The sequence below is a fragment of the Methylobacterium sp. J-043 genome (genome assembly GCF_022829505.1).
Lineage (GTDB): Bacteria > Pseudomonadota > Alphaproteobacteria > Rhizobiales > Beijerinckiaceae > Methylobacterium > Methylobacterium extorquens_A.
Genome location: NZ_JAKSYB010000058.1, coordinates 18,588 through 38,424 on the forward strand (window position 1 = coordinate 18,588; position 19,837 = coordinate 38,424).

Below are 19,837 nucleotides of genomic sequence, written 5' to 3' on the forward strand. Positions count from 1 at the left end.
TCTTGTGCGTGGCCTTTCGGTCTTTTCTTTCTTCTAGTTAGTTGATCGTGTAGACCTGACCGTCCGTCCCCATGAACTGGTCACCCTTCTTCATGCTGCGAAGCTTGGGATCATTCGGGGCCAGCGTCGGCAGGCGCGGAGTGCCGCCACCGAGGCCCGCCGGAGCGTCGGCCGGACGGCGACCGCCACCCAGAACCGGGTTACGGGCAGCCGCAGCCTGGGCGGCGCGCTCCGCCTCCAGTTCCTGCGGCGACTTCCACGGTGCGTGCAGTTCGGCGATATCCGGGATGACCATGGTCGGATCGATGCCGCCGATCTTCCCAGCAAGCGTCCGCTGGTTGTCGCGCTGCTTCTCGTATGTCTTACGCTGATCCTGATACTTGCCGTCCATGTTCTTGAGCAGCTTAGCCTTGTTCTCGGCGGACATGCCGCCGCCGCCGAGTGCCTGATTGACGGAGGCAACCAGTCCTTCGCTCAAGCTCTGGGTCTTCACGCTCAGGGTTTGCATCTCGTTCTGCGAGACGACCGAACCCGGATCGTTGAGCTTGTACCAGTCGAGCACAAGCTGAGCGGTCGCGAGGCCGCTGTTGTCGGCATAGGCTCGCTCGAAACCCGCACGGATGTTTGTCGCCTTAAGAAACTGCTTGTTATACTCGTTGGCGTTCCACGTAGCATTCATCGACTGCGCGCGTTCATCGAACTTTGACTTGTCGCCAGACTGGTCCTTCAACGCCTGCTCTTCACGGCGAAGCTCGCTTTCCTTCTCCATCTTCAGCAGATCGGTCGGAAGCTGGCCCCCTGCCTTGCCCGCAGCTTCGGCCTGAGCCGTGGCGCCGATGCCTGCGGCGTAGCCGGGTACGTTCGAGAACGTCCCATCCGGGTTCATGTACATGCCCTTGCCTGCGGCATGCTTCTCGTATTCCAGGGCCTGGGCGCTGTACTGGCGTGCCTCTTCCTCGTAGCCAGCAGCGCGCGCCTGCCGAGCCTTGGCGTTCAGTTCGGCGATCCGGGCGATCAGCGGGCTGTTCGGCTGGGCGTTCGGCGCGGCGACGGGCGGACTGCCCTGCTGCGGAGCCGTAGGGGCAGCCTGCGGTGATCCGGCTGGGGCCGGGGGACGAGCAACCGGGGGACGGATGTCGAGCGGCTGACCCGGAGCCTTGAGCGGCGCCGGAGGCTGACCGGGACCGCCGAGACCTGCCGGGGCGCCCATAGGCGCGCCAGGGACGCCAGGGGCACCAGCAGGCACGCCCGGACCTCCAAGACCTGCCGGAGCGCCAGGACCTGCCGGAGTGCCAGGGATGAGCGGACCGGTGCCCGGCGGGGGCGTGGTGCCGTTGTACGCGGCGCGAGCCTGGGCTTGGGCCTGAGCCTGGGCAGCCTGAATCTGGTGAAGCTGAGTGTTGGCGCCCATGTTGCCGATCTGCGCCTTCAGGTACTGGCGCTTCAGCGCATCGTCGTCACCGCCCGCGTAGACCTTAGCGAAGCTCTGCATGCCGTCGCCGAGAGCGCCGAGGAAGTTGTTCGGGGTGTACGAGGGGCCGCCTGCCTTCATCATCGATCCACCAAGCGCGATGAGGCTCTGACCGAGACGGCTCCGCTTGTCGGGATCATCGAGGCCAAGACGGCTGAGAAAGCCGCCGGTCTGGTTTGGCGCGCCGCCGGGCGCGGCAGTGCCGTTCGGTGACGCTCCGCCGCCGGTCAGGCCGAGTAGGTCAAGGAAGCTCATAGGTTACTCCGTTACTTCGCCATGAGGCCAGCAATGGAGCCAATCGCACCCGTCGCCTGCGCCATGTTGTTCGTGTAGATCGGCTTCGTCTGCGTGCCGCTCATGTTGCTGAAGTTGCCACCGTTGAGGATGTTGGCCTGATTGATAAGACCCTGCCACACGGCATTTTGTTCTGCGTTGTGCTTATTGATGTCATCCTGAAGGAATGCACCGTCACGGTTCTGGTAAGCTTGACCAACGCCAAGCAAAGCGTTCGCATCAGCGTAGTCATTGGCGCGCAAACCAGGGGCCATACCTGCTGCCTGAAGCTGCTGGGCAACCTGATTGTTGTTGGCGGCAGTCTGACCATTCGCCGCGTTCAACTGAAGGCCCGCGTTCGAGAGACGGTTCGCAAAATCCTGGTTTGCCAGGGTCGCGCCGTTGTTCATCGCATTGATGCGGTTCGTCGTATCGAACTTGTACTGATCACCGAGGGCATTAAGGTAGTTCAGATTGTTGGTCTGTTGCGCCGCCGACTGGTTGCCCAACTGGTTAGCGGCATTGAGCCAAAGGTTCGAAGCGTTGTTCGACAGGTTGCCCGCGTTGAGAAGGGCGTTGTTATTCGTGGTCTGCTGCTGGGCGTCGATGTTCGCGATGTTCTGTGAGGCGTTAATCGAGTTCTTCGCAACGTTGTCGGCGATGTTGCCGACGCCCGCCCAAGCGTTCAGACGCTGCTGCTGCTCCGTGTTCGACAGATTGCCGAGGTTCTGGTTCGCGGCGATGGCGTTCTTTGTGGCGCTGTCGGAGAAGTTCCCCACACCAGTTAGAGCCGCGAGACGCTGGGCCTGCTGCGCCTGATCAATATTGCCCACGTTCTGGCTGGCATTGATCGAGTTCTTCGCGATGCTGTCGGCTGTGTTGCCCATACCGGTGATCGCGTTGAGACGGGCCTGCTGCTGCTGCGCATCGATCGAGGCGGCATTCTGGTTGGCCGCGATCTGGTTCTTCGTCGCCGCGTCGTTCGCGCTCGACAGGCCGGACAGACCCGCAAGGCGCGCGGCCTGCTGCGCTTGATCGGTGCTCGAAACACTGTTGAGGGCGTTCTGCGTGTTCGTAACGTTGGTGTTGTACAGATTCCCGATTGCGTTCTGCGCGTTCAACTGGTTCGTGCGCTCGGCCGCATAGTTGTTGTACTGCATGTTACCAGCGTTCTGAGCCATGGCGTTGGCCGTGGTCTTCTCAGCGCTGTTGCGGAGGGCAGCATAGGCACCGGAGCCGAGACGCCCCGCCGCCGCCATCTGTGAGTCGATGCCCGGCGCGATGGTCGAGTTGAACTGATCGGTGAAGCTCTTGTTGGCGTTCTGGATCGCCTGATCGAGATACGGGTTCGAGTTCAGGAAGTCACCGTTGGCCGTGCTCTGAAGCGTCCCAGCCGCAGGGTTGCCATTTGTCGCCAGATACTTGGCGAACTCCTGCTGAGCACCGAGGGCGCTGTTGTTGTAGTTCGCGGCATTCTGGAAGCCGGGGATCGCCGAGTTCTGCCCAGCCGTGGCCGCGATCTGGCGAGCCTGATCGAGAGAACCGTTGGTGTAGCCGGTCTGACCCTTGAACGCATCGAGCGCCGGGTTGTTCTGGGCGAGGGTGTTCGCCTGCTTCGCGAGATCGAGACCGCTGTTGGTATAGCCGGTCTGACCGGCGAAGCCGTCCACCGCTGGGTTCGTCCCCGCCGTCCGTGCGAGGTCGGCCGCGCCGGGCGTCGCCGCGTTGGTGAATCCTGTCTGGCCCTGGTAGCCTGCGAGCGCGGGGTTCGAGCCCGCCATCTGCGCGGCCAACTGCGCCCAGGACATCCCGGCATTGGTGCCGTTGAGACCGTTCTGCATGAGCGCGTTGCCCGCGCCGTTGTTGATCGTGCCTGCGGCGCCCGCCGTCGCAGCGACGCCCGGATTATGCCAGTTCGAGCCCGCGATCAGCGCGTTGGTGCCGCCGAAGCCGTTGGCGAGCGCGCCGTTCGCCACCGAACTCATCATCGCCGAGTAGGGGTTCGACGTGGGGCTCAGGCCCTGCTGAAGGTTCTCGAAGGTGTTCTTCGGGGTGCCGTTGTAGGCGCCGCCGGTCATCACTCCGTTCGCGACGTTCTGGGCATTGCCGTTCAGCGACGATCCAGCGCGAGCCGTCGCCTCCATCTGCCCGTAGGCATCCTGGGTCGGCTTGCTCCAGTCGATGACCGTGCTGTTCGGGTACGGCGACGGGGTGCCGCTCTTCCGGGCATCCTCAGCCGACTTGTACAGGTCCGCATAGTACGGCTGTGCGCCCGCCCAAGGTTCGGTCTTCTGGTTTGTGGTCACGGTCTCCGTACGCGTCTGGCTTGCCATAGTAAACTCACAACTTTTTAATCAAATTAGTTGAATCAAAACCGTAGCCGAGGGGTCTCAGCGCGCGTTCCCAGCCTCGACGGCCACTCAAGATGATGCTGGTGCAGCCCATATCGGCTGCCCATCGTTCGACTACGGGACCAGCAATGTGTTCGATCTCGTTGAGATCGCCCCCCGCCAAGAAAATGAAGAGCGTCTTGCTGCACGAATTTTCGTTGATCTGCGTGACGCCTGCGCTATTGTCAGTCCGCCAGAGTTGGTAGTTTCCGCGAACAAGCTGCGCGACGAGAAACGCCTCATTCACTCGACCATCGCCATGCGCGAGAGCTTCGAGGAGGATCGGGCGGCATTCGAAATAGTTCGTCAGGACTTCTTCGACGCTGGAGCTACAGAACCGGACGCTCAAACCGCCACCATGAACGCGAAGGTGCGATCGGTCTGACCCAGGTTGCGATGCGTGATTGTGAAGGTTCCAGAGCCGTAGGCGCTCACGAAGCAGGCGCCTGAGACGAGTTCCGCCGCCGCCGTCGCCGTCATGGGACTGAGAACGGCGGTCGCGTCGAAGCCACCCTGAAGAACCGTGACGACCGTCTGAGTCGTTCCGGGGGAAAGTGTGACCCTTCCTTTGATGTTGGTCTTGCGCTCAAGACGGTTCGACTGATCGATCACCTGCTTGAGCGTGCCATCTGCACGCGTAGACATGCAGGTATTTATCTGTACCCGGTCACCACCGCGTCGATTTCCAGACCCATGGCCTGGGTCCAGCCTCCGGACAGGTTCACCCGGTAGCGGTGATACCGAGCGTCGTTGCGCTGCGGGCACCAACCGTTGGCGTTGACCGGGGTGGCGGGACCGAACTGCACCATCGCCTGCGGGGTCACTCGGCCGCTCACCTGCACGGTGATGGAACCGGCACCGTGCACCTTCGGGCTAACTGAGCGGATGAGGGCGCGGTCGCCCGTAATCTGCTGGGTCATCTCTGCAACCTGCATCGCCGTGGGGTATTCCCCCGTCTCGATGGTGGCGGGCATGCTGGCACCCGAGAATGAGAACACCCGGCCGGAGTCATCCATTCCTGCGAGGAAGGCGCGACCGCCGGTCCAAACAGGGGAATCGAGCGAGGCCGGTACGTTCTCCAGGCTGCCGTAGCGGTCCAGGGCGCGCAGCGTGATCGGTAGGGAAAGTGCGTTGAATAGGAAGGTCGCTGGGCTTGTGCCGGTGCTCCAGGCGCCCGTGTCGTAGTTGTAGATCAGCAGCGTGTCGGGGGTCAGGTTCGTGCTATCGACGCTGGCAAAGGACCAGATCACCAGCTTGTTCAGCGGGTCGATGCTGACGGTCATCCGTCCGTGCGCCGCCTGATTGCATTTCGCCGCGAACCAGTTGTCTACCTTGCCCTTGCCGATCGCGGTGAGCCGGTCGTTCTCAAGCTGGTAGAAGCCGTCTTCGCCGTAGAAGAAAATCTTGCCGTCAGCCGTGATGACGCTCTGCGGGATGGCGCAGCCCTTGTTCTGATAGATCGTCTTGAACTCGAAGATCGCGGGCGATCCGACGTAGACCATCTTCACGATCTGGCTTTTGAGCAGGATGGTGCCTTCCTCACCGCCAACGACCGCCTGGACGGCTCCACCGCCCAGGATGTCCTGAAAGTCGGCTTGGGTGGTCGCGGAGAAGTTCCAATCCTTCGGGTTGCCGATCGCGCTCCACCGGACACGATAGGGCACTGCGCCATCGAACTGGTCGAAGGTGTTTCCCAGCAGCACGAAGTCACGCAGCGTGGCGATGTAGCGCCCCTTCACCAGGGTGGTGAGATCGCCGAACCGGGTGCCACGCGTGGTGTCGATGTACTGCAAATTGTCGCTGTAGTTGGTCCCGATCGCCATGCCGTACGCCTCGGTAAAGCGCCAGCCTTCGAGATCGCTGGTGGTGTAGGGGGTGGCACGGCCGATGTCGGTCCAGTTCCGGGTATCCGGGTCCTGGGTGAAGAGCTTGCGCTGGGCCGCCGCATAAACGTGCGCGTTCCCGCCGTTGTCGAGCATGCTGATGGCCGCATAGGGGCGGCTGGGCAGCGAGGTCGCGGCGTACGGTTCGGCGGAGGGGAACGGCTTGTAGAACTTGCCGGAGCCAGGAACGACGTTGATGGCGCGGGTGATGCCGGGATTGTTCAGGGCGGGCTGGTCAGGCAGCCATTCGCCGAACGGAAGCGGGAGGCTCATCAGAACCTCCGCGTTTGGAGGGTCGAGCCGGAGAACGCGCTGCGGGTGTGATCGGCCGACAGGTTGCCCAGGGCAACGCCTAGAAGCGCGGCGTAGCTGGCCTGCTTTTCCTTGTCCTGGGCCCAGATAGCGTACTCGACCAGCGCGGCGTAAAGGTAGACGTCGGGGAAGGTGGCGCTGAGCCAGTTCGAGGGCGCGGCCTCGGTGAGGGCCGGAACGCGGGCATAGTAGGTCAGCGCGATCTTCGCCGACTCGGCCGGGCGGCTCTGAAGGTGAACGTCGGTGCCGACGATGGCGTATCGATCAGTGCAGCCGGGGGCATTGTCGAGGTCGTCGATGCTGGCGAGGGTCAGGGGACGGCCGTCGAGCTTGATCGAGCGCGCCTCACGGAAGTCGGCCGGGAGCGGGAAGGATCGCGCGCTCTTGGCGACGGCAATCTCGACCTGACGCTCGCCAAGACGATGCTTCACGCTGGAGGCAAACTTGCTCTCAGCGAGGGAAATCAGGGTGGTGATGGGAAGGTCGCTGCGGGCAGTGTAGTCCGCGAGAGCGGTGCGAAGCTCAAGCAGGTTCATACCTTACACCCGCAGGCTGTTAGTGCGCAGGTGACGATAATCGCTGTCGTTAAGTAGTCGGTCGAAGGCTACATCGTCGTCTAGGATGCCCTTCGCGTGCCAGTCCCAATAGATACCCTGCGGAATCTCGGCTACTTGGACAAGCTCACCAACACCCGAGTTGCGGCTGAAATCAGCCTGAGCCGACTTGTTGGCGTCAAGCACAAGATCAACCTTGAGCCATTCCGTTTCGATGATAAGGTTCTCTCCCTCTCGGATGAGGTAGACTCGCTTATCGGCTGTTTCTTCCCAAAGAACCCTGTTACTCACACCGAACCCAACCAAGAAAACACGAACTGCATGCGCAACAAGGCGACGCCAACGAAGATGTGGGGCGGAATTTTCCGCCCCACATAAGACTATTAAGAAGCCTTCAGATCGGCGATCTTGGCGTTGCCGCGCTCATTCTTGCTGACCAGGGTCCATTCGGTGAGAATGGCCTTGCGATCACCGTCAGCGGTCTTGGCAAGGTCCTCAGTCTTGAAGTTACGACCCGGAGCCGTGGCGATCGCCCAGAGGTCCGGGTCGAAGCCGATCACAGTACGGGTGCGCATGTACGGGTGCGGCATGAACTCGTGCCGACCGAAGTCAGAGACATAGATGCCGACACCAGCGTTGACAGTGCTGTCCTTCGCATCAACGTACTTGGTAGCGTTGCCAGTGAAGGTAGACATGACCTGCTTCAGAGCGGGCGGGGCAATCCACTTCTTCAAGTTGGCGTTGTTCGTGTAGCCCTGCTGCACCGATTCCTTGAACATGGTCTCAGTGAAGACGCGGGTCGTGCCGTCCACCGGAGCCGGGGTAACAGCGGCATTGAAACCAGCCGTCGAGCCGTTGGTCCCGTGCGAAGCATTGGTCTTGATCCAGGCTTCCATACCAGCCGAACGACGGGCGACGGAGCCGCTACCAGCGTTGCTGGCCGAGTTGCCGACGATCGCAGACTCGATGTCGCGACGAATCTCGACACCAGCCTTCTTCACCTGCCGAACGAACTCGTTCTTCGAACCAGCAGTATTGAACGCCTGAAGCGAACCAGCGACGTTGACGACCTTCTGCGAAATCTGGGTGTAGTTTGCCAGACGCTCCGGCTTCGTCATGTCGCTGTCGGTGAAGGTAGCGTTTTCGACGAATGCGTTGTCCGGATTCGGGGTATTGAGCGTTTCCGTCATGAATTCATGACGGGCATTCGTAGCCGTCGTCTTTTCGAGCATCGAATAAACCGGGGTGGTTTCCCGATCGATGATGTTGATGACGTCGGCGAGGTCTTCACGAATGTGAACGACCTGATTGGTGGTAAGCGCGGCCAATTTATGGCTCCTTTTTGTTGGGCTTCTCTTTCGTTACTTGTTGAAGAGAATACCTGCGATGAGACTGTCGGCGTCTTCTGAACGCCCGGTTCGTTTGAGACGCGCCATCTGATTCTTGAAGTCGGTCTGTGCGGTCGTGGCCTTGCTCTGGGTAACACCCGGCTTAGCCAGCGGAGGCTTGTTCGCTACGGCCTAAATAGTCTTGCTCTTCTGCGCTTCCTGGCGACGATACCGCATGGCATCGTAGAGGATGGAGAAAATACGAGCGTCGTCTACCTGATGAAGCAGTTGTTCGGACAGACCCACCTCTTGAATGGCGAAGCTGACCAAGTCCGTTGCAACGGTAGAGATTTTTCCTTCGGCGTTACGAGCGAATTCCGGGTGCATCTGCACCAGATCGTCGAATGCCCTGGCCTGAGCCTGAGCAGCGGCAGCCTGCTGGTATGCCTGCTGTGTCTGCTCCTGCTGTTGCCGCATGTGCCGAACTCCATTGAGATCAGCGTGGCGCTTGTTCCAGGCTTCCCGCTCAACCGCGTACTGCGCAGGGTTGTCCTGGGCGAGTTCGAGCCAGTTGGGTTCCTGGGGGAAGTGGTCAATCAGCTTCTGCTCTACTTGAGCGAGATACTGAGTGGCCTGCGCAGTGAGTTCGTAACGAACCTGACTTTCGGTTTGCTGGCGCTGCTGCGCCAGTTCCTGAGTCTTGCGCGTGTAGTCGGCATGACGCATGTAGCCAGCTTCAAGGTCTTTGCCCTTGATACGCTCGCCCTTCACCAAATATTCGGCTTCTTCACTAAGCGTGAGTTCGCTCGAAACTTCCGACTCTACATCCTCGGTGGGCTGCTCTTCCTCCGTGGAGTCCGTTTCCGGGTGTTCCTCGGTGGCTTCTGCTTCCTCGTGGGACGGTACTTCAGCCTCAACGGCCGGTGCAGTCTCACCGTCATCAGGTTCGAAACCCAAAAGAGCGGCGATCTTGCTGTCTGCTTCTTCAGCAGAAAGACTCGCAGTTCCCTCGACGGGATTGTTGCTGTCTGTCATCGATTTCCTCGATTTGTTGTTGTAATTTATTTAGTCTAGCGCGTCGTTGCCGCGCTCGTTCTGTAGCTTGACCATCGCTTCGAAGCGGGCCTTGTCGATCTCACCGCTGGCGATGACGTTCGCGACAAAGGCGTCGAGCTTGTCCATCAGGCCGAGATAGCGAAAAATCGTCTCTCGGACCTCGTACTCGCCCGGCTGCGTTGTCTGCCAGCGGGCGACGAAGGCGGCACGCACCTTGTCCCAGGGCTCCCGAAACGTCGGGTCTTCGGTGTAGAGTTTGTACGTGTTCGCCTTGCGGATGTTGTCGTTCATACGTCTACTTATTCAACGTCCCGGATTTGGGGCTGAACGTTCTGCTGCGACATGATCTGCATGCCCTTTAGCTGGGTCTCGGCACCGATTTCCTGCTGACGCATGGCCTGCTGAGCCTCGAACTTCGCCCACTCAAGCTGCATTTTCTGGTCGTGGCGCTCCTGCTCCATCCTTAACGCGGCCTGATGGCGGGCCTGCTCCATCTGCAACTCGATCTGCATCTTCTGCATCTCCATCTGCATCTTGGCCTGAGCCGCCTGCGCCTCCGGATCGGGCTGCTGGCCCTGCGGCGGCCCTTCAGGCTGCTGCATCTTGGCCGGGTCGTTCCAGAACCGTTCGGGGTTCTTGAAGCCGCTGTTCTCGGTGATGAGCGCCAGGGTGTTGTAGACCTTGTCGATGCCGGTGATCGGGGCGCCACGCTCCATGGCGAACATCTGCTGTTCGAGGATGCCACGGGCAGCCGCCAGCTTCTGAGGCTTGTCGGTGATGCCGAAGGTGATGTTCGTCTTGATGTCGAGATCGGGGTCCCACTGGTCCGTACCGTAGGGCACCCAATTGCCGCGCAGCTTCATGGTCATGCTCTGGGTGTCGGCCAAGTTCGCCATCAGCAGGCTGGTCACCACCCGGAACAGGTAGCGGTAGCCGGTCTCAGCGAACAGGCGGGCCATCAACTCGACCCGCAACCCGCTCATCGTCTGGCGCTGGGACGCGGCGGTCGCCGTGGTGTTCTGAAGCTGGCTGGCGTCCACACCCATCAGGTTCGGGCCGACGCCAGTCCGGTGCTCGATGCCCTGGTCCAGCATCTGGAGCATGCCGAACGCCTGCTGGCCCACGAACGGGGTGGTGGCGAACGAGAGAGCGTCCTTGTCCTTGACCCTGATGATGCTGTCGGGACCGCTGTTGAGGAGGTCGTCGAGGTTGACGCCTTCCACGTCCGCGATGCGCTGTGGACGAAGAACCTGCTGGAGGTTGTCGTTGATGCCGCGCACGAACATGCTCTTGAGCCGCTGGTCCTTTCCGACCAGATCACCCACCGACATGCCGTTGAGGCTGTTCGGCATCATGTAAGGCACGAACGCCGCGAGAGGGGCGTATTCCACCTCTTCGTGGCCCAGCAGCACGGAACCGCCTGAGGGGGCGCCGCCGATCGTCAGGTGAAGAAGCTCCCGCACCCCGTCGCCGTTGGCGTCCAGGCGCATGAAGACCTCGTAGACCTCGACCTCTTCCTCAACGTCTCCAGTGCCATCCGTGTGGCCCTGGTCGCGGTTGCGTTCCTGGCTGTAGTCGGACGGGTCAGAGGCAGCAGCGGGGATTTTCTCGACCTTGGCCGCCTCATAGCCCATCTCCAGTAGCTCGGCGCGGGGGAGGGTGCGCTTGTAGCCCTGAAGGGCGGCGGTGATGCCGCCGGTCTGATAGTCGAAGTGGGCATCCTTCGAGACGAGGAAGTCTTCGAGCGGCAGGGTGCTGATACGGACGCGGCTGCTGGTGCGGGCCTGCCGCACCTTCAGATCGCGCAGTTCCATGCCAGGAATGGCTTCCATGCCCGGTGCCGGGTACGGCTCGCCAGCCTCAACGATCTCTTCGTTCTCGGAAGTCGCCAGTTCCATCAACTGGTTCATGCCGACGCCTTCGAGAAGACGAGCGGGTTTCCAAGACTTCTCGCGGTAGTATGCAGCCGTGACGATGCCAAGACCAGCGATGAGGCCGTTCTTGAGCCAGTCGTGCAGAACGAGGGCGTGGTTGTTGCCCTGGGTGACCACGAAGTTCACAACGTCGGTCTGCTGCTCTGCTAGGGCTTCGTCCTCCGGACCGCTGGGCGAGAACTGAACGACCCGCTCTTGCGCATCGAAAAGCTGCATCAGGTTGGCAAGCAGCCATTCTACATTGTCGAAGGTGTCGCTGGTGACGTAGGTGCTCCGGCCCTCAACGCGCTTGTCGCCAGGAAACGGGTCGCGGTTGTAGAGACGAAGACCGGCAACCCGCTTCTGCTCGATGTCGCTGATCGTGAAGTTCTGGCTCTTGCTCAGCCCCACCGTTGCGCGGTTGAGTATATCCTGCTCACTCAGGCCCTTGGGAGCCTTTTTCTTCTTCTCGGGTTCGTCCATGGGCCTTTCGCGGGGGTCTTGTTTCGTGTATTTATTTGACCGTCCCGGTTTCAGATGATGGACCAGCCCCGATTCATCTCGATGGGTTTGCTCCAGGCGTACTTTCCGAACTGCGTGTGTCGGGCATCACTCGCGAAGGTCAGGCAGAGCGCATCGGCCAAGTCGGGGCTCTTCCGGCCCTGCTTGCGTATATCTTTCTTGCTCTGAACCTTATACTTCGCGCCCACGAACTCGTACGATGGCAGGCAGAGTTCAGTGACCAGCACCGGGTTGTTCGGGATGCTGACGTTGCCGGTCGCGAACCAGTCCTTCGCCTTGAACCAAAGCTCGTCTCGAAGACTGTAGAACCGGTCCGGGTTCCGCGCCTTGTTCGAGACAACGACGTCCTTCACGGGCAGGCCCATCACGCGCAGCAGGCCCGCGATGCCGTGGCCCACGCCCAGGGCATCGACGCAAATCTCGGCCGGGCGGTCCGCTTTCGGGGTGCGGTCGAACTCATCCCGGATGCGGGCAGCCAACGACTCCGGGTCCATCGTCCCGTAGACGATCGGATCGCCAAGCAACTGGTTGTCGCGGCGCTTCACCAGCACGCTGCGATCTTTACCGGTGCCGGAGGGGTCAAATCCCCAGATCACCGGATACCCAGGCGTCGGAGAGACATCGCGATTGATGGCCTCGACCACCGATTCGCGGGGAATCACCCCGTCTTCGTCCTCAAGCGGGAACTCGCCCAAGACCTTCACCCGGTACTCGTTCGAGCCCACCCCGCCGAAGCTGGCGGTGATGGCCTTCAGGCGGTCAGGGGTGATCCCAGGATTGTCGGTGAGCTTCCCGTGCACCTTGGTCCAGACGGCCGCGACGTCAGGGTGCTCAAACGTCTCGAAGAAGAACCCGCTGGTCTTCGACGGGTTCGAAATCAGGCAGAGCTTCGGGTTCGGGTCCGTGAAGATGTTCTGAAGCTCGGCGAATACCTGATCGGGAACACCCGTCGCCTCGTCCACGAACACGAAATTGTTGATCTGGTGGATACCGCGCGCTGTCTCGACGTTGTCTTTGTTGGCGAGACGGGTTTCGGCGAAGGCACCAGTCGGCTGCGACACCCGATACAGGCGGGTAGCGGTGTATTCGAGTTCTTCCTTCAGGTACGGCGGCAGCTTGCCGTAGAGATTGCCGACTTCCTTCCAGATACCCGCCCTGATCTGGTCCTCTGACGGGCCAAAAATCGTGACCTGTACGTCGTTGTGGCAGATGAGCGCCCAATAAATGAGGACGGCCATCGAGAACGTCTTGCCGAAGCCGATCCCACCCCGAAACGTGATCTGGGTGTTGTTCTGGTAGGCTGTTACGAACTCGACTTGCTTCGGGTTGAGGGTCGATCCGAATGCTTGCTGGACGAAGAATGGGATGTCTGAGCGGAACTTTTCCAGCAGCAGCACGAGGTCACTGGTTGAGGGCATCAAATCCTGAAAACGATCTTGTTTTCAGTATTTACTCGCCGTTCTTCGATATGCTTGATGCGTGAAGTCTAAATCGGTCCAGTCGCACGATTGAGGTCTTGATCTGGTAAATACTGGCGTATCAAGCCAGCAGAAACACGGAGAATTATGGCGACGACTATTCGCGTTCAGATCGCAAACGGCTACCGCCCGCAGGTGGATGCCTACTTCGAGGCCCACCCTGGCCTAACGAGGGACGATGCTACCCGAGCCTGGGTGACGGAGCGCTACGGCGCATGGATCACCGGCAACATCACCGAGACCTTCGAACTGGTGCGGGTCACCGCCCAGGACTTTGATGTGATATTCCAGGATGTCGAACACGCACGCGCGTTCCAGGCCGCGATCGGCGGGGCGGAGGTCAGCGATGGCGCGACGCGATAACCCCCACCTGTCCCCGGAAGCGTGCCGGGCTCGCGGCTGGAAGAAAGGCCAGAGCGGGAACCCGAAGGGCAAGCCGCCGGTCATCCGCGAGGTCGTGGAGCTTGCCAAGCAGCAGACCGAGAACGCGATCGAAGCCCTGGTCAGCATCATGGGGAATGAGAAGTCGAACGCCTCTGCGCGCGTCCAGGCGGCGGTAGCCCTGCTGGATCGTGGCTGGGGTCGACCGAAGCAGAGTGTCGATGTGAAGGTCGATCACGATGCCAGCGGACTGGCGGCGGCTCTGCTGGCTCTGCGAGAGCGCGAGACAATGGCCGTTGCGGACCAGCGGCCGATCATCGAGGCCGAAACGATCGAGGCGACAGTGGTGGAGACGATCGCCACCCAGGATGAGCCGATGCCGGTGCCGAAGCGTCGGGGACGGCCGCCGAAGGCGAAGGTGGTCGAAGAGTGAGGGGGACGGTTGGGGGCGACAGCGGGGAAAGGCGGTCAGAGCCGAATTCGGGATTGATTAACAGGCTTAGGGATGGATTCATAACACCGACAAGCGGTCCCCTACGAAATCAGGTGACCGTATGAGGGGCTCCTCAGAGTAGATAGCGGACTCAACGAGCGTGCTGGGTCCGCGTCATAACGCCCGGCAGATGTTGTTCTGGCATCATACGAAGACCACGGAGGACCAGCCTTTGATCCCTGCGCGACCCATCCCGATCAATGGACATGGGAATAACGATCATATGGCGGGCACCGCCTTTCTGGTTTCGGGCAACAATAAGGTCTGGTTGGTAACGTGTGTCCACAACGTGACCGGGCTGAGGGAGACGCCTATCTCGGCGTTCGACACGCGATCGTCGATCGACGTTCTGGGTACTGGTGTGACGCTCTTGAACCTCGGCAACCGAAATCCTGGGATTGTTCGCTTGAACGACACCCCGATATTAGTGGACTGCATGAGCATTCGGCTGACCTCAGACGAGGCGAACGCTCTAGCCTCGTTTGGCTCGTTTCACCTATCGGATGTGATTCCTCCAGCACTAAATTGCGGCACGACTTTCACTGGATTTCCGGGAATGAGCACCCGCCCGATACCGTCATCTTCAGTGACAGCCAGTGTTATACGATTCGTCGGAGTCTCGATTGAGCTATCTGAACCGGCGGTTCCAGGCTATTCCGGCGGTCCCCTGTTCACTGACGGCGGACTGCTAGGAGTCATGCATGGAGACGTCGGTATAGCACCTAATTACACGAACGGGTTAGCCATTAGTCTCGCCGCCGTCCGCGATTTTTTATTTGCGTGATTATAACCCGTAGAAGTTAGAAGTGAATTTCGGACCTGATCCGGCCCAAATCGTGGTCAAGCTGATTGATCCCAAACCCGAACATTCTGAAGGAGTTGAGCGTGAGCCAGATCAATTTGTCAGATACAGAAAAGGCGGCGCTCTCGAAGATTGATGACAAGGAACTGGATCGGGCGATCGAACAAGCTATGTCCGAACGAAGCTCTTCCGCCCTGTACCAGTTTCGCCTCTCAGATTGCGGGCCATACGTCGATAAGGAGTATCGGAGATTTGGCGAAGCGCTCTCCAAGTACAACTTGGCGAAATCGTCCCGAAAGGTTGAAGAGACGTACGATCGCCTTCGAAAGGCGGCTTGGGACCTCGACTTTGCAGTCGGGCAGATGAAGCACAGACTGGCGGAGGAGGAAAAAGACGGGGAGTTATTCTACGTCTATGACGACATCTTGCCGATGTACAATCCTTCGAAGAGCATGAGCGTCACAGTTCGGTATCGTTGGCGCAAAAATCCGGCTGACAGTTGGTCTCACGGTCACATCACATTCCATCACGAGTACGAGGAGCGCCCTCAATATGGCCTGCCCACATCGCAGCGGAAGTTGAGCGCCGCCAAACAGCGGGAGCAGCTTGAGGAGAAGCTGTATGTGGAATGGGACTTCCTAGTGCGCTACGCGCTCTATGCAGTGCGCGACTATTTCCGCGAGGGCCTGGACGGCGCTGACATCCCTGAGAAGTACCGGGTGACGATCGATAGCTATAACCGAACCCTGAACAACTACAGCGCCGTATTTTGGGGCGATAAGGCATGAACCGGTGCGGCGCGGCATTGAAAAATGCCTCAAAAATGTATCTGCACTATCTCGTTGACGTGGAAATCTGAAAAGGGGGGTGTGGCCCCTCCCGGCACCCACCCCTGCCGGGCCCTCCGCCGGAGCCCGGCCGGGCTGTTAGACTTCACTTCGTCATGACCTCGATACGAATGCTCGCCGAGTTCCATCTATGTCTTCGATTGTACAGCATTCCAGACTTTGCGCAAGTCCATTTGACAAATATTCGTCAGATATCTGCGGTTTGTTCTTGGATCACCCGGTAGACCGACGCGCGACTGACGTTCAGCGCCTTCATGATCTGCGGCACGGTCTTGCCTTCGCCCTTCAGGCGCATGATCTCGGCCGACTGGCGGCGCGCCGTGGGCACGCGACCCTTGTAGCTTCCCGCTTCCTTGGCCGCCGTGATGCCGATGCGCTGGCGCTCAAGCATCATCTCTCGCTCCCACTGCGCCACCCCGCCCAGGACGCTCAGCATCAGCCCGCCGTTTGGAGTCGCCGTGTCGATGCCCAGACCGACGATGCGGATGGTCACGCCCTTAGCCTCCAGGCGCTTCACAATCTCCCATAGGTGCACGACCGAGCGGGCCAGACGGTCGAGCTTCGTGACAACGAACACATCATCAGGGCGGACGAACTCGATGGCCTCTTCGAGGATGTCGCGCTGCTTCACCGATGAGGCTTGCTCGATGAAGACCTTCTCACACCCGAGGGCTAGAAGCTCGGCTTCCTGGGCAGCGAGACCGGCTTTCTGGTCCAGGGTCGAGGTGCGGGCGTAGCCGACAATCACGGTGCGTCTCCATTCGTATGAGACACTATGTGAGAATTTCTGCTTGCTTGTAAAGAGACATTCGTGCGAGACAGATTTGAGGCCATTCGAACCGTCTCGCACAACCCTGGCCATGCGAGACAACCGGATGCATCAAATGACAGCTTCGCCTGATCCAAGGGCGAGGCGAGCCCCGGCGGCGGCGCGGCATTGGGCGCGGTCTGTGCCTGCCCGGAAAATGTATGTATTCTGGAGAAACATTGCTGTACCGATCGGTACAGTGTCGGATAACACTAGACAGAACCCTCAGCCCCATCGTGCTCCAAATCGTCGCCGCCATCATCGCCCTGACCCTTACGGCACTGCTGGCCCTGCATCAGACCATCGTCTTCGTGCGCGAGTGGCGCTTCTACCGACGACGCGGCTGGGACTTCACGGCCGACAGTGGGCTCGACCGGATCGATGAGCGGATCACGCACTACCCGTTACGCCTCACGAACTGGCAGCGTCTGTTCGTTTTCAGGCCGCTTTACATCCTAAACCTGTACGTCTTCCTTGGCCTGATGATCTCGGTTGCGATTGGGTGACGATCAGGCAAGGGCGCGGAGACGTTCGGCCCCAGGTTGTGGATTAGATCGAGCGGACTACCTAGACGCCTTGTCCCTGAACCGACTGACGCCGAGCTTCGAGAGCATGAGGCATCTAATGGGCGGGGGATCACGGTGAGGGACCAGCGGCGTAGGAGTCACCAGTACCAGGGCTGGACGATCATGGTGAGCCGATCAGCGCCGAAGTGGGCAGCGTTCGCCTATCGGCCGGGGTCGAGTGTGGCCGAAGGACCGTTCGTCGGCGATACCCCAGAGGAAGCTGTCGCGGCAGCCAAGGCGTTCATCGACGCGGACCTAGACCCGGCCACAGCACCTTCAGGGCCGAAGTAGCGGACCAAGACAACAAAAAGCCGAGACCTTTCGATCTCGGCTCTTCTTCTGCACAATGTCTTAGGAGTAATACTGATGACTTTTCGGTTCAGCCTGCGCGAGGCAAGATCACCATAACGTTGTCTTGTCGCGTCGGCAATATTATTTATTCGGGGTCTTGAACTTCACGATCTCAGCAGGCGGAGGTCTTGAATGAGCGACGGCGGTTGAATGTCTCTCAGATCGGACGCCTTTCGAAGCGGTTTGGCGTCGGTGCGGGGTTATTCATCGAGGCGTGATCGGGGCGCCTCGATCTGACACGATGTTACGGCTTGGTCTTACCAGCGACCTGCACCTGAAACAGCGAGTCGATGATCTGGTCTGGGATGAGGTAGGGTGAGGCACAGAAGAACATCACCACCAGCCCGAGAATGACCTGAACGACGCGAGATGCAGTCCGCAGTTGAGGGGGCATGCCAAGCGTTTCGGGATCACGCATGAACAGATAGAAGGCTTGAAGCAGTAGCGACGTCACGAAGACGAAGCCCGCAACGATCTGGAGCCCATAGAGGAACTGGTTGCCCGATACAGTCGCCGCATACCGTAGCGCGACGATGATGATGATCCACGACACGAACTTGAAGAATTTGTCTGCGGCCTTGAACGCGACGGGTGCCACATAGTGGATTGCGTCATCTGGGTGCATGGTGCCCGGCCTCATCTGTGGGTTGCGCTCCGCCATAGCTTGCCGATTTGCGTGGGCCAACCCAGGTGGTGTCGCTGCCCACATGTTCGGGGCTTGATCTGGCACGCATCGGATTTCCCCGACACATATGGGTGAAGACACGAGGCCAGAGGGCGGGAGCCTTTTGGCGTCGAGAACACGAACGCGAAGCGGCTTCTTCGAAGTGAACGAGATCGAGCGGAGCGAGGTCGAGGGAACGAGAAGAACGCACGGGCGAGCGCAGCGAGCGCGGGCGTCAGGTACTTGGCGAACAAGCACTGAGGACTTCACGTCCTATCTGCTTCGTGATCGATGTCTTGTCGGGCACGCAGAGACTTCGTGATGCACTTGTCGAAGGCCAACCTCACTTCGTTCGGTCGTCCTTTCGTCTTCGTTCACTCGCTCTCGCTGCGCTCGGCTTCGTTCACTCGCCGAACTCAGAGAGACATCAGGTGGAAGATGAAGGTCATCAGGAAGTGATGAACATCTTAGACATGGGCCGTCCGCCCCCGGACCGAAAAGGCTTCGCGTACTGACTTCTTCTCCCCCGTCCTTCCCAAGTATGATAGTTCGAGCGTCCATAGCTCGAACATCCTGGGAAGAACGGGGAAGAGAAGCTAGTGTAGGGAACGTCCGAAATAGGAACGCTATACAGGGTCGAAGCACTTAGGTAGAGGTTTTCTCTACCAGCAGGCGGTTGCCCTGTACCTGCATTCGGTGCCCTTCTCTAAGCTCGTGGAGAGCTTCAACGGTTACATCTTCTCAAGGCATGACCTTACCCTAAGAAGACCATCGGGTGACGCAAGTCAGAGCCGATGTCCTTCAACCATCTGTCGAGAGCGTTTCTCGACTATCCCCGATATGGTGTCTTGACCAGGGTGTCCGTGCGAGAGGGCCTGGAAGACGTGACGGGGCGAAGTGCTCACTTCGATCATGAATCCGGTCGGTCGGCTATATTTCAAGCCTTGTAAATGTCCCGGTGCATGGGTTGGTCCGGGGGCGAGACCTTCAGCATCCCCCTGAGCGATGTACTGGACTACTATCTTAGTTATCGTTCCGTGAAATGTCCATTTCTACGGAGTTTTGTTGCGCGAAATCAAGCGCACTTCGGACGTGAAGGCGTTCTCCGCTTCAAGTTGCAGGTAGCTCTTGCCGTGAGACCGCTTCGAGGTCCGCGCGCGGTGGCTCCGCATGGGGGTGCCTGCGCTCCCCTTCCTGGGCGTCGAGGGCTGCGCGTAGGGACTGCGCCAATCGACTTCGTCTTCCCAGGTGCGAGGCTTCGGCTTGGGCTGCGGCGGCACCTTGCTCTTGATCGTGATGCCGCGCTTGTCGAAGTAGCGGGCATTCTGGTGGAGCAGCGCCTTCCTCCAGCCGGTCGGAGCAGGCCACGGGATGCCCCACCCCGCGAGCGTGGCCCTGCTGTAGCTGACCGTCGAGGCGGTGCCGATCTCGGCGACGCTGGGCCAGTTGTGACCGGCGGGAATCGGTTCGGGCTTCGGTTCCGGCTTAGGTGCGTCGAGGTCGGTGCTCAGACCCTCCCGCTTCAGGATGGCGTTCCAGCGCCGGGCGATGTCGTTGGGCGGCTTCATAGAAAATCTCCGGGTTGAATTCAGCCGGTCCCCTCAAAATGCACGGGGCGGCTCAGGGCCCGTCTTCCGGCATCGTCGCGGCCGAAGTCGATAAACTTCGACAGGGGCGCCTATTGAGGCCGCCACCCGGACCAATTAAGTCCGTCCACAGTTCGAGGGCCTGTTCGATAAATACT

The 19,837-nt window shown here is 60.1% G+C and carries 19 protein-coding genes; 6 read left to right on the forward strand and 13 right to left on the reverse strand.

The features are described 5' to 3' along the window. Positions 1–37: 37 nt before the first annotated feature. Together MKK50_RS15180 and MKK50_RS15185 are read right to left on the reverse strand one after the other, a co-directional pair. The gene (locus tag MKK50_RS15180; protein ID WP_499023543.1) at positions 38–1,726 is read right to left on the reverse strand and encodes a hypothetical protein; all 1,689 of its coding nucleotides are present in this window, start codon (positions 1,724–1,726) and stop codon (positions 38–40) included. A gap of 11 nt (positions 1,727–1,737) precedes the next feature. After that, positions 1,738–4,050: a beta strand repeat-containing protein gene (locus MKK50_RS15185; RefSeq protein ID WP_499023545.1), complete on the reverse strand. Its 2,313-nt coding sequence runs from the start codon at positions 4,048–4,050 to the stop codon at positions 1,738–1,740. A gap of 175 nt (positions 4,051–4,225) precedes the next feature. On the opposite strand from MKK50_RS15185, the gene MKK50_RS15190 reads away from it, so the two are divergent. After that, positions 4,226–4,519: a hypothetical protein gene (locus MKK50_RS15190; RefSeq protein ID WP_499023547.1), complete on the forward strand. Its 294-nt coding sequence runs from the start codon at positions 4,226–4,228 to the stop codon at positions 4,517–4,519. On the opposite strand, the gene MKK50_RS15195 is transcribed toward MKK50_RS15190, so the two are convergent. From MKK50_RS15195 to MKK50_RS15205, 3 genes are read right to left on the reverse strand one after another with little or no spacing between them, the layout of a single operon-like run. After that, positions 4,480–4,779: a hypothetical protein gene (locus tag MKK50_RS15195; RefSeq protein WP_499023549.1), complete on the reverse strand. Its 300-nt coding sequence runs from the start codon at positions 4,777–4,779 to the stop codon at positions 4,480–4,482. The two genes, MKK50_RS15190 and MKK50_RS15195, sit on opposite strands and share 40 nt — an antisense overlap. Before the next feature lie 8 nt (positions 4,780–4,787). Further along, the gene (locus MKK50_RS15200; protein WP_499023551.1) at positions 4,788–6,290 is read right to left on the reverse strand and encodes a hypothetical protein; all 1,503 of its coding nucleotides are present in this window, start codon (positions 6,288–6,290) and stop codon (positions 4,788–4,790) included. Continuing rightward, entirely contained in the window at positions 6,290–6,865 is a 576-nt protein-coding gene (locus MKK50_RS15205; protein WP_499023554.1) for a phage adaptor protein, read from the reverse strand. Before MKK50_RS15205 ends, MKK50_RS15200 begins: the two co-directional genes overlap by 1 nt. Positions 6,866–7,000: 135 nt before the next feature. On the opposite strand from MKK50_RS15205, the gene MKK50_RS15210 reads away from it, so the two are divergent. Beyond that, a complete protein-coding gene (locus MKK50_RS15210) occupies positions 7,001–7,261 on the forward strand; it encodes a hypothetical protein (RefSeq protein ID WP_499023556.1) in 261 nt (86 codons plus the stop codon). A 5-nt stretch (positions 7,262–7,266) separates the two neighbouring features. On the opposite strand, the gene MKK50_RS15215 is transcribed toward MKK50_RS15210, so the two are convergent. The 5 genes from MKK50_RS15215 to MKK50_RS15235 all read right to left on the reverse strand — a co-directional run bounded on the left by MKK50_RS15215 (position 7,267) and on the right by MKK50_RS15235 (position 13,120). Further along, entirely contained in the window at positions 7,267–8,211 is a 945-nt protein-coding gene (locus MKK50_RS15215; RefSeq protein ID WP_499023558.1) for an SU10 major capsid protein, read from the reverse strand. Between the two features lie 192 nt (positions 8,212–8,403). Next, positions 8,404–9,246 (reverse strand): hypothetical protein, encoded by an 843-nt coding sequence (locus MKK50_RS15220; RefSeq protein ID WP_499023561.1) that lies wholly within the window; start codon positions 9,244–9,246, stop codon positions 8,404–8,406. Positions 9,247–9,276: 30 nt separating this feature from the next. Further along, positions 9,277–9,558, reverse strand: coding sequence for a hypothetical protein (locus tag MKK50_RS15225; protein ID WP_499023563.1), 282 nt, complete (start codon positions 9,556–9,558; stop codon positions 9,277–9,279). 8 nt (positions 9,559–9,566) lie between these two features. Next, a complete protein-coding gene (locus MKK50_RS15230) occupies positions 9,567–11,663 on the reverse strand; it encodes a portal protein (protein WP_499023566.1) in 2,097 nt (698 codons plus the stop codon). 50 nt (positions 11,664–11,713) lie between these two features. Then, complete coding sequence (locus MKK50_RS15235; protein ID WP_499023569.1) at positions 11,714–13,120, reverse strand: hypothetical protein; 1,407 nt, start codon at positions 13,118–13,120, stop codon at positions 11,714–11,716. 147 nt (positions 13,121–13,267) lie between these two features. Between MKK50_RS15235 and MKK50_RS15240 the strand changes: the two genes are divergently transcribed. The 3 genes from MKK50_RS15240 to MKK50_RS15250 all read left to right on the forward strand — a co-directional run bounded on the left by MKK50_RS15240 (position 13,268) and on the right by MKK50_RS15250 (position 15,644). After that, a complete protein-coding gene (locus MKK50_RS15240; RefSeq protein WP_499023572.1) occupies positions 13,268–13,543 on the forward strand; it encodes a hypothetical protein in 276 nt (91 codons plus the stop codon). After that, positions 13,527–13,994, forward strand: a complete 468-nt coding sequence (locus tag MKK50_RS15245; RefSeq protein WP_499023575.1) for a DUF5681 domain-containing protein — start codon at positions 13,527–13,529, stop codon at positions 13,992–13,994. The genes MKK50_RS15240 and MKK50_RS15245 overlap by 17 nt, the downstream gene beginning before the upstream one ends. A 945-nt stretch (positions 13,995–14,939) precedes the next feature. After that, positions 14,940–15,644 (forward strand): hypothetical protein, encoded by a 705-nt coding sequence (locus MKK50_RS15250; protein WP_499023576.1) that lies wholly within the window; start codon positions 14,940–14,942, stop codon positions 15,642–15,644. A gap of 247 nt (positions 15,645–15,891) precedes the next feature. Here the strand turns inward: MKK50_RS15250 and MKK50_RS15255 are convergent, their stop codons facing one another. Then, positions 15,892–16,452 (reverse strand): recombinase family protein, encoded by a 561-nt coding sequence (locus MKK50_RS15255; RefSeq protein WP_499023578.1) that lies wholly within the window; start codon positions 16,450–16,452, stop codon positions 15,892–15,894. 296 nt (positions 16,453–16,748) lie between these two features. Here MKK50_RS15255 and MKK50_RS15260 point away from each other — a divergent pair, with 296 nt between their 5' ends. After that, positions 16,749–17,018: a hypothetical protein gene (locus MKK50_RS15260; protein ID WP_499023579.1), complete on the forward strand. Its 270-nt coding sequence runs from the start codon at positions 16,749–16,751 to the stop codon at positions 17,016–17,018. Positions 17,019–17,673: 655 nt separating this feature from the next. On the opposite strand, the gene MKK50_RS15265 is transcribed toward MKK50_RS15260, so the two are convergent. Then, a complete protein-coding gene (locus tag MKK50_RS15265) occupies positions 17,674–18,090 on the reverse strand; it encodes a hypothetical protein (protein WP_499023580.1) in 417 nt (138 codons plus the stop codon). A gap of 1,055 nt (positions 18,091–19,145) precedes the next feature. Next, complete coding sequence (locus tag MKK50_RS15270; RefSeq protein ID WP_499023582.1) at positions 19,146–19,661, reverse strand: hypothetical protein; 516 nt, start codon at positions 19,659–19,661, stop codon at positions 19,146–19,148. Positions 19,662–19,837: the final 176 nt, after the last annotated feature.

Coding starts and splice junctions, on each gene's coding strand:
- MKK50_RS15195 (WP_499023549.1), bottom strand. CDS start 4,779: ATGTCTACGCGTGCAGATGGCACGCTCAAGCAGGTGATCGATCAGTCG.
- MKK50_RS15205 (WP_499023554.1), bottom strand. CDS start 6,865: ATGAACCTGCTTGAGCTTCGCACCGCTCTCGCGGACTACACTGCCCGC.
- MKK50_RS15265 (WP_499023580.1), bottom strand. CDS start 18,090: ATGGCGGAGCGCAACCCACAGATGAGGCCGGGCACCATGCACCCAGAT.
- MKK50_RS15230 (WP_499023566.1), bottom strand. CDS start 11,663: ATGGACGAACCCGAGAAGAAGAAAAAGGCTCCCAAGGGCCTGAGTGAG.
- MKK50_RS15235 (WP_499023569.1), bottom strand. CDS start 13,120: ATGCCCTCAACCAGTGACCTCGTGCTGCTGCTGGAAAAGTTCCGCTCA.
- MKK50_RS15240 (WP_499023572.1), top strand. CDS start 13,268: ATGGCGACGACTATTCGCGTTCAGATCGCAAACGGCTACCGCCCGCAG.
- MKK50_RS15225 (WP_499023563.1), bottom strand. CDS start 9,558: ATGAACGACAACATCCGCAAGGCGAACACGTACAAACTCTACACCGAA.
- MKK50_RS15180 (WP_499023543.1), bottom strand. CDS start 1,726: ATGAGCTTCCTTGACCTACTCGGCCTGACCGGCGGCGGAGCGTCACCG.
- MKK50_RS15220 (WP_499023561.1), bottom strand. CDS start 9,246: ATGACAGACAGCAACAATCCCGTCGAGGGAACTGCGAGTCTTTCTGCT.
- MKK50_RS15245 (WP_499023575.1), top strand. CDS start 13,527: ATGGCGCGACGCGATAACCCCCACCTGTCCCCGGAAGCGTGCCGGGCT.
- MKK50_RS15270 (WP_499023582.1), bottom strand. CDS start 19,661: ATGAAGCCGCCCAACGACATCGCCCGGCGCTGGAACGCCATCCTGAAG.
- MKK50_RS15200 (WP_499023551.1), bottom strand. CDS start 6,290: ATGAGCCTCCCGCTTCCGTTCGGCGAATGGCTGCCTGACCAGCCCGCC.